Origin of the sequence: Streptomyces sp. CCM_MD2014 (assembly GCF_000772045.1) — a bacterium.
GTDB classification, from domain to species: domain Bacteria; phylum Actinomycetota; class Actinomycetes; order Streptomycetales; family Streptomycetaceae; genus Streptomyces; species Streptomyces salinarius.
In genome coordinates, this window is the sequence record NZ_CP009754.1 from 6,503,223 (window position 1) to 6,519,978 (window position 16,756).

At 72.1% G+C, this 16,756-nt stretch carries 13 protein-coding genes; 7 read left to right on the forward strand and 6 right to left on the reverse strand.

Going from position 1 to position 16,756, the window contains the following annotated elements; genetic code table 11:
- Positions 1 to 52 precede the first annotated feature (52 nt).
- Entirely contained in the window at positions 53 to 1,225 is a 1,173-nt protein-coding gene (divIVA, locus tag NI25_RS28900; RefSeq protein WP_061445253.1) for an apical growth/hyphal branching protein DivIVA, read from the forward strand.
- A 290-nt stretch (positions 1,226 to 1,515) separates the two neighbouring features.
- On the opposite strand, the gene ileS is transcribed toward divIVA, so the two are convergent.
- Entirely contained in the window at positions 1,516 to 4,662 is a 3,147-nt protein-coding gene (ileS, locus tag NI25_RS28905) for an isoleucine--tRNA ligase (RefSeq protein WP_061445254.1), read from the reverse strand.
- A 551-nt stretch (positions 4,663 to 5,213) separates the two neighbouring features.
- Between ileS and NI25_RS28910 the strand changes: the two genes are divergently transcribed.
- From NI25_RS28910 to NI25_RS28930, 5 genes are all read left to right on the forward strand, one after another.
- Positions 5,214 to 5,975, forward strand: coding sequence for a TraR/DksA family transcriptional regulator (locus NI25_RS28910; protein ID WP_061445255.1), 762 nt, complete (start codon positions 5,214 to 5,216; stop codon positions 5,973 to 5,975).
- Between the two features lie 79 nt (positions 5,976 to 6,054).
- The gene (gene lspA / locus NI25_RS28915) at positions 6,055 to 6,660 is read left to right on the forward strand and encodes a signal peptidase II (protein WP_061445256.1); all 606 of its coding nucleotides are present in this window, start codon (positions 6,055 to 6,057) and stop codon (positions 6,658 to 6,660) included.
- A gap of 107 nt (positions 6,661 to 6,767) precedes the next feature.
- Entirely contained in the window at positions 6,768 to 7,712 is a 945-nt protein-coding gene (locus tag NI25_RS28920) for an RluA family pseudouridine synthase (RefSeq protein WP_061445257.1), read from the forward strand.
- A complete protein-coding gene (locus tag NI25_RS28925) occupies positions 7,709 to 8,194 on the forward strand; it encodes a GNAT family N-acetyltransferase (protein ID WP_061445258.1) in 486 nt (161 codons plus the stop codon). The genes NI25_RS28920 and NI25_RS28925 overlap by 4 nt, the downstream gene beginning before the upstream one ends.
- 102 nt (positions 8,195 to 8,296) lie before the next feature.
- Positions 8,297 to 9,883: a Na+/H+ antiporter gene (locus NI25_RS28930; protein ID WP_061447144.1), complete on the forward strand. Its 1,587-nt coding sequence runs from the start codon at positions 8,297 to 8,299 to the stop codon at positions 9,881 to 9,883.
- A 56-nt stretch (positions 9,884 to 9,939) separates the two neighbouring features.
- Here the strand turns inward: NI25_RS28930 and NI25_RS28935 are convergent, their stop codons facing one another.
- Positions 9,940 to 11,145 (reverse strand): mechanosensitive ion channel family protein, encoded by a 1,206-nt coding sequence (locus tag NI25_RS28935; protein WP_061445259.1) that lies wholly within the window; start codon positions 11,143 to 11,145, stop codon positions 9,940 to 9,942.
- Between the two features lie 41 nt (positions 11,146 to 11,186).
- Between NI25_RS28935 and NI25_RS28940 the strand changes: the two genes are divergently transcribed.
- Entirely contained in the window at positions 11,187 to 11,840 is a 654-nt protein-coding gene (locus NI25_RS28940) for a dienelactone hydrolase family protein (RefSeq protein ID WP_078884766.1), read from the forward strand.
- On the opposite strand, the gene NI25_RS28945 is transcribed toward NI25_RS28940, so the two are convergent.
- From NI25_RS28945 to NI25_RS28960, 4 genes are all read right to left on the reverse strand, one after another.
- The gene (locus tag NI25_RS28945) at positions 11,825 to 13,498 is read right to left on the reverse strand and encodes an alkaline phosphatase D family protein (RefSeq protein WP_061445260.1); all 1,674 of its coding nucleotides are present in this window, start codon (positions 13,496 to 13,498) and stop codon (positions 11,825 to 11,827) included. The two genes, NI25_RS28940 and NI25_RS28945, sit on opposite strands and share 16 nt — an antisense overlap.
- A 110-nt stretch (positions 13,499 to 13,608) precedes the next feature.
- The gene (locus NI25_RS28950; RefSeq protein ID WP_061445261.1) at positions 13,609 to 14,409 is read right to left on the reverse strand and encodes a DsbA family protein; all 801 of its coding nucleotides are present in this window, start codon (positions 14,407 to 14,409) and stop codon (positions 13,609 to 13,611) included.
- A gap of 106 nt (positions 14,410 to 14,515) precedes the next feature.
- Positions 14,516 to 15,226 carry a hypothetical protein gene (locus NI25_RS28955; RefSeq protein ID WP_061445262.1) on the reverse strand — a complete coding sequence of 237 codons (711 nt, stop codon included), beginning with the start codon at positions 15,224 to 15,226 and terminating at the stop codon, positions 14,516 to 14,518.
- Between the two features lie 86 nt (positions 15,227 to 15,312).
- Positions 15,313 to 16,653, reverse strand: coding sequence for a DUF2252 domain-containing protein (locus tag NI25_RS28960; RefSeq protein ID WP_061445263.1), 1,341 nt, complete (start codon positions 16,651 to 16,653; stop codon positions 15,313 to 15,315).
- Positions 16,654 to 16,756 lie beyond the last annotated feature (103 nt).

Genomic DNA, 16,756 nt, shown 5'->3' on the forward strand with positions numbered 1-16,756 from the left:
ATGAGAGAGATACGGGCTTGCCGAATGCCGACGACAACGTTGAGGTGAAGAGATGCCGTTGACCCCCGAGGACGTGCGGAACAAGCAGTTCACGACCGTCCGCCTCCGAGAAGGCTATGACGAGGACGAGGTCGATGCCTTCCTCGACGAGGTCGAAGCCGAACTGACCCGACTGCTCCGCGAGAACGAGGACCTGCGCGCCAAGCTGGCCGCGGCGACGCGCGCGGCCGCGCAGAACCAGCAGAACATGCGCAAGCCTCCGGAACCGCCGCAGGATCAGCAGCAGCACCAGCAGCAGGGGCCGCCGCAGCAGGGCGGTATGCCGCAGCAGGGCATGCGAGGTCCCGGCGCTCCGGTGCCCGCCGGCATATCGGGCCCGCCGCAGCAGCAGATGGGTGGCCCCATGGGTGGCCCGCCCCAGCTGCCGAGCGGTGCCCCGCAGCTGCCCGCCGGCCCCGGCGGACAGGGTGGCCCGCAGGGCCCCGGCCCGATGGGTCAGGGTCCGGGGCCGATGGGCCAGGGCCCGGGTCCGATGCAGGGCCAGATGGGTCCCGGTCCGATGGGCGGCCCCATGGGCGGCCCGCAGGGTCCCGGTGGTCCCGGCATGCCCGGCCAGGGCGGTCCGGGTGGCGACAGCGCCGCCCGCGTGCTCTCGCTGGCCCAGCAGACCGCCGACCAGGCGATCGCCGAGGCCCGTTCCGAGGCCAACAAGATCGTCGGCGAGGCGCGTTCGCGTGCCGAGGGTCTGGAGCGGGACGCCCGCGCCAAGGCCGACGCCCTGGAGCGGGACGCGCAGGAGAAGCACCGCGTCGCGATGGGCTCCCTGGAGTCCGCCCGCGCCACGCTGGAGCGCAAGGTCGAGGACCTGCGCGGCTTCGAGCGCGAGTACCGCACGCGGCTGAAGTCCTACCTGGAGTCGCAGCTGCGCCAGCTGGAGACGCAGGCGGACGACTCGCTCGCCCCGCCGCGTACGCCCGCGACGGCGTCTCTGCCGCCGTCCCCGGCGCCCTCGATGGCACCGGCCGGTGCGAGCGCCCCGTCCTACGGCGGCAACCAGTCGATGGGCAGCGGCCCGAGCCAGTCGGGTCCGTCCTACGGCGGTCAGCAGCAGATGTCGCCGGCGATGACCCAGCCGATGGCGCCGGTGCGGCCGCAGGGGCCGTCGCCGATGGGGCAGGCGCCTTCGCCGATGCGCGGGTTCCTGATCGACGAGGACGACAACTGAGCTGTGTCGGACTGACGTCCGGTAGGTAGTACGGCGTCGCCGTCGGCAGCGTTCAGGGCGGGCCCCGGGTTTTCCGACCCGGGGCCCGCCCTTTGGCGTGCGAGGTTCCAGGTGCGGGGCGTTGCTGTGGGGACGGGTGCGCTGCCCGGCGGTGCGGGGTGCCTCCCCCAGTGCCTGAACGGCCTGGGAGGTGTCCTGCCGCCCACCCGTGCCGTCCCGCGGCACGACTGCCCGCAGCTACGCGGAGGGCCCGCATGCCGTAGATGCGGGCCCTCGTTGCCTTCCCTCGGCTACTGCTTGCGCAGGCGGAACACCAGGGACAGGCCCTCGTCCGTGAACGGGGCGCCGTAGGTGTCGTCCGCCTCGCCCTGCGCGAAGTCCGTCGCCAGGACCTCGTCGGCGATCAGGCCCGCGTGGTCGGTCAGGGCCGCGATCGTCGCCGGGTCCGTGGCCGTCCAGCGCAGGGCGATCCGGTCCGCCACGTCGAGGCCGCTGTTCTTGCGGGCCTCCTGGATCAGGCGGATCGCGTCCCGGGCGAGGCCCGCCCGGCGCAGCTCCTCCGTCAGCTCCAGGTCGAGCGCCACCGTCGCGCCCGAGTCGGAGGCGACGGACCAGCCCTCGCGCGGCGTCTCCGTGATGATCACCTCGTCCGGAGCGAGGGTGATCGTCTCGCCGTCGACCTCCACGGAGGCCGTGCCCTCGCGCAGGGCGAGGGACAGCGCGGCGGCGTCCGCGGCCGCGACGGCCTTCGCGACGTCCTGCACCCGCTTGCCGAACCGCTTGCCCAGCGCCCGGAAGTTGGCCTTCGCCGTCGTGTCGACCAGGGAACCGCCGACCTCGCTGAGCGAGGCGAGGGACTCGACGTTCAGCTCCTCCGTGATCTGCGCGTGCAGCTCGGGGGAGAGTGCGTCGAAGCCCGCCACCGCGATCAGGGCGCGGCTGAGCGGCTGCCGGGTCTTGACACCCGACTCCGCTCGCGTGGCACGGCCGAGCTCGACCAGGCGGCGGACCAGAACCATCTGCTTCGACAGCTCCGGGTCGATCGCCGTGAGGTCGGCCTCCGGCCACGAGGACAGGTGGACCGACTCCGGCGCGCCCGGGGTGACCGGCACCACCAGGTCCTGCCAGACCCGCTCGGTGATGAACGGGGTGAGCGGCGCCATCAGCTTGGTGACCGTCTCGACGACCTCGTGCAGGGTGCGCAGCGCGGCCTTGTCGCCCTGCCAGAAGCGGCGGCGGGAGCGGCGCACGTACCAGTTGGACAGGTCGTCCACGAACGCGGACAGCAGCTTGCCGGCCCGCTGGGTGTCGTAGGCGTCCAGTGCCTGGGTGACCTGGTCGGTGAGCGCGTGCAGCTCGGAGAGCAGCCAGCGGTCCAGCACCGGGCGGTCGGCCGGGGCCGGGTCCGCCTCGCTCGGCGCCCAGCCCGAGGTGCGGGCGTACAGGGCCTGGAAGGCGACCGTGTTCCAGTACGTGAGGAGCGTCTTGCGGACGACCTCCTGGATGGTGCCGTGGCCCACCCGGCGGGCCGCCCAGGGCGAGCCGCCGGCCGCCATGAACCAGCGCACCGCGTCGGCGCCGTGCTGGTCCATGAGCGGGATGGGCTGCAGGATGTTGCCCAGGTGCTTGGACATCTTGCGGCCGTCCTCGGCGAGGATGTGGCCGAGGCAGACCACGTTCTCGTAGGACGACTTGTCGAAGACCAGGGTGCCGACCGCCATCAGCGTGTAGAACCAGCCGCGGGTCTGGTCGATGGCCTCGGAGATGAACTGCGCCGGGTAGCGGCTCTCGAACAGCTCCTTGTTCTTGTACGGGTAGCCCCACTGCGCGAACGGCATCGAACCCGAGTCGTACCAGGCGTCGATGACCTCCGGCACGCGCGTGGCCGTCTTCCCGCAGCCGTCCTGCGGGCAGGCGAAGGTGACCTCGTCGATGAACGGCCGGTGCGGGTCCAGGGCCGACTGGTCGGTGCCGGACAGCTCGGTCAGCTCCGCGCGGGAGCCGACGACCGTGAGGTGGTCCTCCTCGCAGCGCCAGATCGGCAGCGGGGTGCCCCAGTAGCGGTTGCGGGACAGGGCCCAGTCGATGTTGTTGTTCAGCCAGTCGCCGTACCGGCCGTGCTTGACCGCCTCCGGGAACCAGTTGGTCTTCTCGTTCTCCTGGAGGAGCCGGTCCTTGATCGCGGTGGTGCGGATGTACCAGGACGGCTGCGCGTAGTAGAGCAGGGCCGTGTGGCAGCGCCAGCAGTGCGGGTAGCTGTGCTCGTACGGGATGTGCTTGAAGAGCAGGCCCCGGGCGTCCAGGTCCTCGGTCAGCTTCTCGTCGGCCTTCTTGAAGAAGACGCCGCCGACCAGCGGGACGTCCTCCTCGAAGGTGCCGTCCGGGCGGACCGGGTTGACCACCGGCAGGCCGTACGCGCGGCAGACCTTGAGGTCGTCCTCACCGAAGGCGGGGGACTGGTGGACGAGGCCGGTGCCGTCCTCGGTGGTGACGTAGTCGGCGTTCACCACGTAGTGCGCGGGTTCCGGGAACTCGACCAGCTCGAAGGGGCGCCGGTACGTCCAGCGCTCCATCTCGGCGCCGGTGAAGGACTGCCCGGTGGTCTCCCAGCCCTCGCCGAGGGCCTTCTCCAGCAGCGGCTCGGCGACGACGAGCTTCTCCTCGCCGTCGGTCGCGACGACGTAGGTGACCTCGGGGTGCGCGGCGACCGCGGTGTTGGACACCAGGGTCCACGGGGTCGTGGTCCAGACGACCAGCGCGGCCTCGCCGGCCAGCGGGCCCGAGGTCAGCGGGAAGCGGACGTAGACGGACGGGTCGACGACCGTCTCGTAGCCCTGGGCCAGCTCGTGGTCGGACAGGCCGGTGCCGCAGCGGGGGCACCAGGGGGCGACCCGGTGGTCCTGGACCAGCAGGCCCTTGTTGAAGATCTCCTTCAGCGACCACCAGACGGACTCGATGTACTCCGGGTCCATCGTGCGGTACGGGTCCTGGAGGTCGGCCCAGTAGCCCATGCGGGTCGTGAGCTCCTCGAAGGCGTCGGTGTGACGGGTCACCGACTCGCGGCACTTCGCGTTGAACTCGGCGATGCCGTACGCCTCGATGTCCTGCTTGCCGGAGAAGCCCAGCTCCTTCTCCACCGCCAGCTCCACGGGCAGGCCGTGGCAGTCCCAGCCGGCCTTGCGGCCCACGTGGTAGCCGCGCATCGTGCGGAAGCGGGGGAAGACGTCCTTGAAGACGCGCGCCTCGATGTGGTGGGCGCCGGGCATGCCGTTGGCGGTGGGCGGGCCCTCGTAGAACACCCACTCGGGGCGGCCCTCGGACTGCTCCAGGCTCTTGGCGAAGATCTTCTGCTCGCGCCAGAAGTCGAGCACCGCGTGTTCGAGCGCGGGCAGGTCGACCTGGGCGGGCACCTGGCGGTACTGCGGCTGCGTATTCAACGAGCTTCCTCCGGCGGACGTGCTGCCTTCCGTCGGAGGGACGAGAGCCGTGCTCCCGCGGTACCACCCTCCTTGGCCCGGCCGGTGCGTCGTGTGCTCCGGTGAGCCCCCTCATTGGGGTCGCGAGCCGGTTCTACTCGCCGCGACTGTCCTGCCACGGCTTTCTTCCGGCGGCTCCGGGGTGATCTTCACGTCGCGCTCGCCCCCGGGCTCACACCGTCCCCGGGTCGCTCTGGGCTGCTGACGCCGCTACTCGTCCCCATCCACGCTTTTCGCTGCGCCCAGTGTACGGCGCCGCGCGGACAGCGGCCGACCGGTTTCGGGGTGACCCGAATGCCGCCGTCCGGGGGCCGTCCCCCGGCCGGGCCGGCCGGGGGAGGTTCCGGCGGATTACCGGGCGGGGAGCTGGGCACAACGCATGCATGCTCGCCGCGCGGCGCACGGTGGGCGGGCGAGTCGGGCGGCGTGCCCCGTTGCCGCGGGACCGGAGTCGATTTATCGTCCCAGCACGATTCGCGCGCAAGATCACAATATGTGAAGGGGCCGCGGCCATGGTGGCGAAGAAGAAGACGACGGCCGCGAAGCAGGGCGCCGGCGAGGAGAGCGCCGCGGAGCAGGACCCGGAGAAGAAGGCGGCGAAGAAGACCGCGGCGAAGAAGACCGCGGCGAGGAAGAGCCCGGCGAAGGAGACCGCGGCGAAGACGGCCCCGGCGAAGAAGTCCGCGGCGAGCGGGAGCACGGCCGGGAAGAGCACGGCGAAGAAGAGCACGGCGAAGAAGAGCACGGCCAAGAAAGTGGGCGCGGCCGAGGCCGCGGAGCAGACGGGAGCCACGACGGTGGTTGCGAAGAAGACTCCTGGCACGGCCACGGCGGCCAAGACCGCTGTCCCCAAGGCCCGCGGCACCGCCGCGGACCCCGGCGAACTCGCGGTACGCCCCGGCGAGGAACCCTGGACCCCGGAAGAGGTCGAGGAAGCGCGAGGCGAGCTGCAGTCCGAGGCCGACCGGCTGCGCACCGAGATCGACTCCTCCGAACGGTCGCTGCAGGGCATGATGCGGGACTCCGGCGACGGCGCGGGCGACGACGAGGCCGACACCGGCAGCAAGAACATCACGCGCGAGCACGAGCTGGCGCTGGCCGCCACCGCGCGCGAGGTGCTCACCCAGACCGAGCGCGCCCTGGAACGCCTGGACGCGGGCACCTACGGCCTGTGCGAGAACTGCGGCAACCCGATCGGCAAGGCGCGGATGCAGGCCTTCCCCAGGGCCACCCTGTGCGTCGAGTGCAAGCAGAAGCAGGAGCGGCGGTACTGAGCCGGTACTGGCCAGCAGCCGGGACGGGTGGCGTGCCGTACCCTCGTCCTCAGTCAAGGACCTAGGCTGAGGGACTCACGTGGCAGAGGCGGAGCGCATCATCGGTACTCCGGACACCCCGGACGCGGCGGGGGACGGGCAGGAGCGGCCCGACGCCGAGCAGGAGCAGACGCGGGAGCCGGCTCCGGAAAGCCCTCGGGGCAAGCGCCGGGTCGCCGTGCTGTTCGCGGTCGCGGTGTTCGCGTACCTGCTCGACCTGGTCAGCAAGATGATCGTGGTCGCGAAGCTGGAGCACCACGAGCCGATCGAGATCATCGGTGACTGGCTGCGGCTCGCGGCGATCCGCAACGCGGGCGCCGCCTTCGGCTTCGGCGAGGCCTTCACGATCATCTTCACGGTGATCGCGGCGGCCGTGATCGTCGTGATCGCCCGCCTCGCGCGCAAGCTGCGCAGCCTGCCCTGGGCGATCGCGCTCGGCCTGCTGCTCGGCGGTGCCCTGGGCAACCTCACCGACCGGATCTTCCGCGCGCCCGGCGTCTTCGAGGGCGCGGTCGTGGACTTCATCGCGCCCAAGCACTTCGCCGTGTTCAACCTCGCCGACTCGGCGATCGTCTGCGGCGGCATCCTGATCGTGATCCTCTCCTTCCGGGGCCTGGACCCGGACGGGACCGTCCACAAGGACTGACCGAGGACTGACCCGCACGGGGAGCCGGGTTGTCCACAGGGGTGCGATCGTCCACAGGGACTGAGCGCGCGTTCGGGCGGGTCCGGGCCGTCCGGCATACTCGACGGGTGAGCACGATTCCCGAGATCCGTACCCTGCCCGTGCCCGACGGCCTGGAGGGCGAGCGCGTCGACGCCGCCATCTCCCGCATGTTCGGCTTCTCCCGCACCAAGGCCGCCGAGCTGGCGGCGGCGGGGAAGGTGCAGGTCGACGGATCGGTGGTCGGCAAGTCCGAGCGGGTCCACGGCGGCGCCTGGCTCGAGGTCGAGATGCCGCAGGCGGCCGCGCCGGTGCAGGTGGTCGCCGAGCCCGTCGAGGGCATGGAGATCGTGCACGACGACGAGGACGTCGTCGTGATCGTCAAGCCGGTCGGCGTCGCCGCCCACCCGTCCCCGGGCTGGAACGGCCCGACCGTCATCGGCGGACTGGCCGCCGCCGGGTTCCGCGTCTCCACCTCCGGCGCCGCCGAGCGCCAGGGCATCGTGCACCGCCTCGACGTCGGCACCTCCGGCCTGATGGCGGTGGCCAAGTCCGAGCGCGCCTACACCTCGCTCAAGCGCCAGTTCAAGGAGCGCACGGTCGACAAGCGCTACCACACGCTGGTGCAGGGCCACCCCGACCCGACCAGCGGCACCATCGACGCCCCCATCGGCCGCCACCCCCAGCACGACTACAAGTGGGCCGTCACCGCCGAGGGCAAGCCCTCCGTCACGCACTACGACCTCATCGAGGCCTTCCGCGCCGCCTCCCTGCTCGACGTGAAGCTGGAGACCGGCCGCACCCACCAGATCCGCGTCCACATGGCCGCCCACCGCCATCCCTGCGTCGGCGACCTGACCTACGGCGCGGACCCCACCCTCGCCAAGCGGCTGCGGCTGACCCGCCAGTGGCTGCACGCCGTACGCCTCGGCTTCGAGCACCCCGGCACCGGCGACTGGGTCGAGTACGCCAGCGACTACCCCGAGGACCTCCAGCAGGCCCTCGACCAGGTCCGCGAGGAGACCTACGGATGAGCGCCCCGAGTCCGGCCCCGGCCTACGAGATACGCGTCGCCGAGGACCCCGCCGACCGCGAGGCCTGCTTCGCGGTGCGCAAGGAGGTCTTCGTCGCCGAGCAGAAGGTCCCCGAGGACATCGAGTACGACGCCTACGACGCCGGAGCCGTGCACGTCCTGGCCGTCCGCGCGGACGGCGTTCCGCTCGGCACCGGCCGCCTGCTGCACGGCGCGGCAGCCGCCGCGAAGAACGGCGACGGCGACCCGGCCGTCGGCTCCCTGGGCCGGCTCGCGGTGACCGCGGCGGCCCGCGGTCTCGGCGTCGGGGCCGCGCTGGTGCGGGCCGTGGAGGACGCCGCACGCGCGCGCGGACTCACGGCGGTGGACCTGCACGCGCAGACCCACGCCCTGGGATTTTACGAACGGTTGGGGTACCAGGCGTACGGGCCCGAGTTCCCCGACGCCGGGATCCCCCACCGCGCGATGCGCCGCTTTCTGTAGCCAGGGCGCCGAACCGGCTGGTGGGGCCGGTGACGTGGCAGGCTTGGGGCCGCCGGGTGAACGCCCAGACCACAGCCCCTAGACCCCACCGGAGCGGTGACCGTGGATCAGCTGGCCCTGTTGTTCATGCTGTTGCTCGGGGCCCTGCTGAGCGTCCCGATCGGTGCCCGGCTCGGACTGCCGGCGCCGGTGCTGATGACCGTCCTCGGGATCGTCCTGGCCCTGCTCGACTTCGTGCCCAACGTCGACATCCCGCCCGAACTGATCCTGCCCGGGCTGCTGCCGCCGCTGCTGTACGCCGCCGTGCGGCGCACGTCCTGGCGGCAGTTCGCGGCCAACAAGCGCCCGATCTTCCTGCTGGCCGTCGCGCTGGTCTTCGTCACCATGGTCTGCGTGGCCTCCGTGGTTCACGCGATCGTGCCGGGCCTGCCGCTCGCCGCCGCCTTCGCGCTGGGCGCTCTGGTGGCGCCGCCCGACCCGGTCGCCGCGACCGCCGTCGCCGGGCAGCTGGGGCTGCCGCGCCGCCTGGTCTCCATCCTGGAGGGCGAGGGGCTCTTCAACGACGTGACGGCCATCGTGCTGTACCACGTGGCCATCGCCGCCGCGGTCGGCGGTTCCTTCTCGCCGTGGGAGGCCGGGCTCGACCTGGTGCTGTCCGCCGTCGTCGCCGTCGCGGTCGGGCTGGCCCTGGGCTGGGGCTCCAACAAGCTCATGGGCGTGCTGGGCGACCCGACCCTCCAGATCGGGCTGACGCTGCTGGTGCCGTTCGTGAGCTACGTCGCCGCCGACGAACTGCACGGCTCGGGCGTCCTCGCCGTGCTGACCACCGCCATGTTCCTCGCCGAGTACGCCTCGGACGCCGACGACGTGATGACCCGGCTCGGCGGCCACACCGTCTGGGACGTGGTCGACACCCTGGTCACCGGGGTGGCCTTCGGGCTGATCGGGCTCGAACTGCACAACGCCGTCCGCACCGCCTCCGGCCGCTGGACCCAGATGCTGGGCTGGGCGGCGGCGATCCTGGCCGTCGTCGTCCTGGTCCGGCTGCTGTGGCTGCTGCCGGCCACCTGGCTGACCCAGCGGCTGCACGCCCGGCGCGACCAGGACGAGGACATCCCGACCAGCTGGCGGGAGACGGTGGTCATGTGGTGGGCGGGGATGCGAGGCGTGGCCTCCGTCGCGCTCGCCCTGGCGATCCCCCTGGAGACCGACGACGGGGCGCCCTTCCCGCACCGGGACGAGATCGTCTTCATCGCGTTCGGGGTGATCATGGGCACGCTGCTGCTGCAGGGCCTCACGCTGCCCTGGCTGGTGGGCCGGCTCGGGGTGCGGGCCGACACCGAGCGGGAGCAGGAGTTCGAGCGGGGCCTGGCCCTGCGGGCGGCCAAGGCGGCCAAGCAGCGGCTCAAGGAGATCGAAGCGGTCGAGGACCTGCCGGAGGAGCTGTCCGAGCAGATGCTGCGGCGCGCCTTCGACATCGGCATACGGATCAGCCCGGACCTCGGGGACGAGGAGCGCCGGGAGGCGCAGGAACAGCGGGCCCGGCGGATCAAACGGGTGCGGCGCATCCAGGGCGAGATGCTGAGCGCCGCCCGGCACGAGGTGCTGGCCGCCCGCAGCGAGCCCGGCGCCGACCCGGAGATCGTCGACCGGGTCCTGCGCCACCTCGACGTGCGCAGCCTGCGCTGACCCCCGGGCGCGGACCCGCGCCGGTCACCGGCTCCCGCGGCGCCGGCCCGCGCCGGTCACCGGCTCCTGCTCTTCGTCGGCCGCTGCGTGAGGTGGCGGGAGCCCGTGTCCGAGGGGCGGTGGTGGTCCGCGTCCGGGGAGCGGTGGGAGTCCGCGTCCGGGGCGGTCGGGCGGGAGTCGGCGTCGGGGGAGCGGCGGGCGTGCGGGAAGCCGTCGTGGAGCGGGCGCGGCGCCGCCTGAGCCGTGTTGATCCGCGGCAGCGCGTACGGGTGCTCGTCGGCCAGCCAGCGGATCATCCCCTCGCGGACCGTGACCCGTACCGTCCAGATGTCGTCCGCGTCCTTCGCCGTCACCAGGGCCCGCACCTCCATGGTGTTCGGGGTGGTGTCCGTGACCGTCAGGTTGTAGCTGCGCCCGTCCCAGGCCGGGCACTGGCGCAGCAGGTCGCGCAGCCGCTCCCGCATCGCCTCCAGCGGCGCCGTGTGGTCGAGGTGCCAGTAGACGGTCCCGGTCATCTGCGGGGTGCCGCGCGACCAGTTCTCGAACGGCTTCGAGGTGAAGTACGACACCGGCATCGTGATCCGGCGCTCGTCCCAGGTGCGCACCGTCAGGTACGTCAGCGTGATCTCCTCGACGGTGCCCCACTCGCCGTCCACCACGACCGTGTCGCCCATGCGCACCATGTCGCCGAAGGCGATCTGGAACCCGGCGAACAGGTTGCCCAGCGTGGACTGGGCCGCCACACCGGCGACGATGCCGATGATCCCGGCCGAGGCCAGCAGCGAGGCGCCGGCCGCGCGCATCGCCGGGAACGTCAGCAGCATCGACGCCACGGCGACCACGCCGACGATCGCCGTCACCACCCGCATGATCAGCGACACCTGGGTCCGCACGCGCCGCACCCGGGCCGGGTCCCGCTCGGCGTGGGCGTGCGCGTACCGGGAGTAGGACGTCTCGACGACCGCCGAGGCCATCCGGACCACCAGCCAGGCCGCCGAACCGATCAGCGCCAGCGTCAGCGTCCGGCCGACCGCGGTCCCGTGCTCGGGGAACACCCCGGCCTCGACGTACGACCCTCTCAGCAGCGCCGAGCAGAGCACGATCTGGTACGGGACGCGGGCACGGCGCAGCAGCCCCCACAGCGGTGTCTCGGGGTGGCGTCCGTCGGCCTTGCGCAGCAACAGGTCGGTGGCCCAGCCGATGACCAGGGTCAGCAGAACCGAGCCGCCGACCACGATCAGCGGGCGGAGTATCGTCTCCATCCCTCGAACGTAACCGGCCGCGCGGGCTGTGAACCTGTGACTTGTCTCCCGGCGGGGGCACCGCCGCGCGCCGCGTCGTCACACCCGGCTGGCACCATGGCCTCATGAACATCGTGCTCTTTCACTCGACCCTCGGCCCGAGGCCCGCGGTGCGGCAGGCCGCCGACCGGCTGCGCGAGGCCGGGCACCAGGTGTGGACCCCGGACCTCTTCGAGGGCCGTACCTTCGAGTCGGTCGAGGAGGGCATGGCCCACCAGGACGGGATCGGCCGGGAGGAGCTGCTGAAGCGGGCGGTGCTGGCCGCCGCGCCCTACTCGGAGCGCGGGCTGGTGTACGCCGGGTTCTCGCTCGGCGCCTCCATCGCCCAGACCCTCGCCCTCGGCGACCACCGGGCGCGCGGGCTGCTGCTCCTGCACGGCACCTCGGACCTCGCGCCCAACGCCTCGGTCGACGAGCTGCCGGTCCAGCTGCACGTGGCCGAGCCGGACCCCTTCGAGACGGACGACTGGCTCAGCGCCTGGTATCTGCAGATGGGCCGGATCGGCGCCGACGTAGAGGTGCACAGGTACCCGGGGGCCGGTCACCTCTACACGGACCCGGAGCTGCCCGACTACGACGCGGAGGCGGCCGAGGCCACCTGGCGGGTGGCGCTCGGCTTCCTCGAAAGCCTCCAGGAGGCTCAGACCGGGGCGTAGACGCGCTCGACGCGCTGCGTGCCGCTGCGGGTGCGGTAGGACCGGGCCCAGGCGGCGGTGGCGTCCGCGTCGGCGCGGTCGGAGACGACGTAGTAGTCCATCTGCGCCCGGTCCGCGGTGACGTCCAGCACGCCGTAGCCGTGCCGGTCGGTGTCGACCCAGTGCACGTGCCGGTTCGCGGCCCGGATCACCGGCGCGGCGATCGCCGAGACCGTGCCCTCGTGGACCTTCACGATGTCGTCGAGGTTGTCGGAGGTCACCGACGTGACGACGAACTCCGTGGCCGCCGAGGCGGACAGCGGATAGGTCCCGGCGTTGTGCGGCACGTCGTTGGCCCACGCCATGTGGATGTCGCCGGTGAGGAACACGGTGTTGCGGATCGCGTGCGTGCGCAGGTGGGCCAGCAGCTCGCGGCGGTCGTCGGTGTAGCCGTCCCACTGGTCGGTGTTGAGGGCGATGCCCTCCTTCGGCAGCCCGAGCAGCTCGGCGAGCGGCCCGAGCAGCGAGGCGGGCAGCGAGCCGATGGCGAACGGCGAGATCATCACCGGGTTGCCGACCAGCCGCCAGGTGGCGTCGGAGGACGCCAGCCCCGCCTTGAGCCAGTCGAGCTGGGCGCGGCCGGTGAGGGTGCGGTCCGGGTCGTCGACCTCTCCGTTGCCGAGCGCCGCCTGCTGCGAGCGGAAGGAACGCAGATCGAGCAGCGACAGGTCGACGAGCTTGCCGAAGCGCAGCCGCCGGTAGGTGGTGCCGGCGATCGCCGGACGCACCGGCATCCACTCGAAGTAGGCCCGCTTGGCGGCGCTCTGCCGCGCCGCCCAGGTCCCCTCGGCGCCCTCCGTGTGGTTCTCGGCGCCGCCCGACCAGGTGTCGTTGGCGATCTCGTGGTCGTCCCAGATGGCCACCACCGGTGCGGCGGCGTGCAGGGCCTGGAGGTCGGGGTCGGTCTTGTAACGGCCGTGCCGCATCCGGTAGTCGGCGAGGGTGAGGATCTCGTGGGCCGGGGCGTGCGGGCGCACGACGGTGTCACGGTTGGCGTACTCGCCGGTGCCGTACTCGTAGATGTAGTCGCCCAGGTGCAGCCAGGCGTCCAGGTCGCCGCGCGCCGCGAGATGGCGGTACGGGGAGAAGTACCCGGCCTCCCAGTTGGCGCAGGAGACCACGCCGAAGCGCAGACCGGCGACGGCCGCGTCGTGCGCGGGGGCGGTGCGGGTGCGGGCGACGGGGGAGTCGGTGGGGCCCGCGGAGAAGCGGAACCAGTAGTCCGTGGCGGGCGCGAGGCCGCGGACGTCCGCCTTGACGGTGTGGTCGGAGGCGGCCGTCGCGGTGACGGAGCCCTTGGCGACGACGTTCGTGAGGGCCTTGTCCGTCGCGACGACCCAGCTCACGTCGGTGTCCGGGCCGGTACCGGACCCGGGTATGGCCTCGGGCACCGGGGTCACCCGGGTCCACAGCAGCACGCCGTCGGGCAGCGGATCGCCGGAGGCGACGCCGTGCAGGAAGGCGGGGGCCGCGTCGGCGGCGCCGGCGGGAAGGGCCGCGGCGAGCGGGGCGGCCAGAACGGCACCGGCCGCCGCGGCCTTGACGACCGTACGGCGGCTCGGGGTCCGGGAGTTCGCGGATGTCTCGGTGTCTTGGGGGGCTCTGTGTCGACTGGTCACGGCCGATCAGGTTACTGATCGGTACGCCCGCGAGTGGGCGAACTCGCGAAAGTTCGCCCACTCGTCAGCCGACGATCACCGGAATCACCGGAATCACCGGAATCACCGGGTCACTTGGTGACGCCCGCGTCCTTCAGCGCCTTCTGCCACGCGTCGGGCGTGCTCGGGGTCTCGATCACCTTGTCGTTGATCTTGATGGTCGGGGTCGACTGGACGCCGTCGGACTCGTCGAAGGACTTGCTCATCCGCATCGCCCAGGCGTCGTAGGTGCCCTTCTCGACGGCGTCCTGGAACTTCTTGTTGTTCTTCAGGGCGTCGACCGAGTTCGCCACCTTGATCAGGTAGTCGTCCTTCGCGAACTCGTCGGTCGACTCCTCGGGGTGGTACTCCGTGGAGTAGAGCGCCGTCTTGTAGTCGACGAACGCCTCCGGGCTGACGTTCAGCGCCGCACCGAGGGCGCTCAGCGCGTTCTTCGAGCCTTCGCCGCCCAGGTTGCCGTCGAGGAAGGTGCCGACGGTGAAGGAGAGCTTGTAGTCGCCGTCCTCCATGCCCTTGTTGACGGTCTCGCCGATGCTCTGCTCCATGGCGGCGCAGCCCGGGCAGCGCGGGTCCTCGTAGAGGTGGACGACGTTGTCGGACTTGGACTCGCCGATGACGATCGTGGTGCCGTCCTTGCCGGAGGTGTTGGCCGGCGCCACGACCTTCGCCTCGGCGGCCTTCTCCCAGCCGGTGGGCTTGTTGCCCTGCACGACGGCGTAGCTGATGCCGCCGGCCGCCGCCAGTACACCGACGATGGAGGCGGCCACGACGACCTGCCGCTTGACCTTGTCGCGCTTGGCCTGGCGCTCGCGCTCCTGGCGCAGGCGCTCACGGGCCGCCGTCTTCGCCGCCTGGCTGTTCCGCTTGCTCATGATGATGATCTCTCCGGGGACGCGCACACGAGGGTGTGCGGAAGTACGTATGGGGGACTGCCGTGCTCGGTGGTGCTCGTGCGACTGCCGCGGCTCGGGTGCCGGGTCACACGAGGGCGGTCACCGGGCGCGGCGGTCCGCGACGTCCCAGGGAGTGCGTGAGGATCCGCTCACGGGCGCCGGCGGTGCGGCGGACCGGGGGCACCGGGCGCCGCGCCGCCGGGGTCCGGCGTACGCTCACGGCCGCGACGGCGAGCAGCAGCGGCCGGAAGGTGGTCGCGGCCACCGCGCCGAGCAGCTGGGCCAGGGCCCGCTCACCGCGCCGCAGCCAGGCCGCCGCCAGCAGCCCCACGCCGACGTGCGCGCCCAGCAGCAGCCAGGCGGTGCCGGGGTCGGCCTGGGCCAGCACGGACGCCATCCGGTCGGTCTCGGCCCCGGTGACCCGGGTCAGCGGGGCCGTCACCCCGGCGTGCACGCCGGTCCCGTCGCCGCAGAGCACGTCGAAGCCGACCGAGCGCAGGGGGCCCGCGACGGGGCCGCCCGCCCTGCCGTAACAGACGTGCTGGCCGGTGGTGAAGACGGTGTCGGCGGCCAGCTCCAGCGGGATCAGCAGGGCGGCGATCCGCCCGAAGCCGCGCTCGCGCCGCCCGGCCAGGGCGTAGGCGATCAGGAACACGGCGGCGGCGACCGCGGCCACCGTGGGCAGCGGCAGCGGAACCCCGGACAGCAGCACGTGCGACGCGGTGCTGAGCGTCACGGCGAGGGCCGTGAACAGCGCCGCGCGTACGGCTCTGAGCGGGGTTCCGGATATGTCCATAGCAGTAGAAGAGTGTGTCACGGGGTCCGGTAAGGGACCCCTAAAAGGTTCCTGTGAGACGGCCGACGGTTACCGAACCGGAATGGTCACAGGCCCGGGATCCGGCCGTTGCGGAACAGGTCGACGAAGGTCTGGTGGTCGGCACGCGCGCGTGCCCCGTACCGGTGTGCGAAGTCGACCAGCAGGGGCGCGAAGCCCTCCTCGTCGGCCGCGATCGCCGCGTCGATGGCGCGCTCCGTGGAGAACGGCACCAGGGACTCCCCGGACTGGTCGTCGGCCGCCGCGTGCATGGTCGCGGTCGCCCGGCCCAGGTCCGCGACGACCTCGGCGATCTCCTCCGGGTCGTCGATGTCGCCCCAGTCCAGGTCGACGGCGTACGGCGAGACCTCCGCGACCAGCTGCCCGGCGCCGTCCAGCTCGGTCCAGCCCAGCCACGGGTCGGCGTGCGCCTGCAGGGCGCGCTGGGAGATCACCGTGCGGTGGCCCTCGTGCTGGAAGTAGTCCCGGATGGCCTGGTCGGTGATGTGCCGGGAGACGGCCGGGGTCTGGGCCTGCTTGATGTAGATCACGACGTCGTTCTCCAGGGCGTCGCTGTTGCCCTCCAGCAGGATGTTGTAGGAGGGCAGGCCGGCCGAGCCGATGCCGATGCCCCGGCGGCCGACGACGTCCTTCACGCGGTAGGAGTCCGGGCGGGCCAGGGAGGACTCGGGGAGCGTCTCCAGGTAGCCGTCGAAGGCCGCGAGCACCTTGTAGCGCGTGGCGGCGTCCAGCTCGATGGAGCCGCCGCCGGGGGCGAAGCGGCGCTCGAAGTCGCGGATCTCCGTCATCGAGTCCAGCAGCCCGAAGCGGGTCAGCGAGCGGGCCATCCGCAGCGCTCCCAGCAGTGGCCCCTCCGCGGTGTCCAGCGTGAAGGGCGGCACCTCGTCGCTCTTGGCGCCGGTGGCCAGGGCGTGGATCCGCTCGCGGTACGCGACGGCGTACACCCGCACCAGCTCGCTGATCTGCTCGTCGCTGAGGGCCTTCGCGTACCCGATCAGGGCGACGGAGGCGGCGAAGCGCTTGAGGTCCCAGGTGAAGGGGCCGACGTAGGCCTCGTCGAAGTCGTTGACGTTGAAGATCAGCCGGCCCGTGGAGTCCATGTACGTGCCGAAGTTCTCGGCGTGGAGGTCGCCGTGGATCCACACCCGGGAGGTCCGCTCGTCCAGGTAGGCACCGCCGGGCTGGTCACCGAACTCCGGGTCCTCGGTCAAATCGTGGTAAAAGAGGCCGGCGGTGCCGCGGTAGAACGCGAAGGCCGAGGCCGCCATCTTCCGGAACTTCACCCGGAACGCCGCGGGATCCGCGGCCAGCAGCCGGCCGAAGGCGGTGTCGAAGACGGCGAGGATCTCCTCGCCGCGCCTCTCCTCGTTGAGCTGCGGGACCGACATGCCTGGTGCCTCCTGGTGCGGGTGGTGCCTGACGAGTGGAGCGGATCTCCACTCGGGCCAACGTTCGAACGGGTGCGGGAGTGCCCGTCCCCGAAGGTACGCG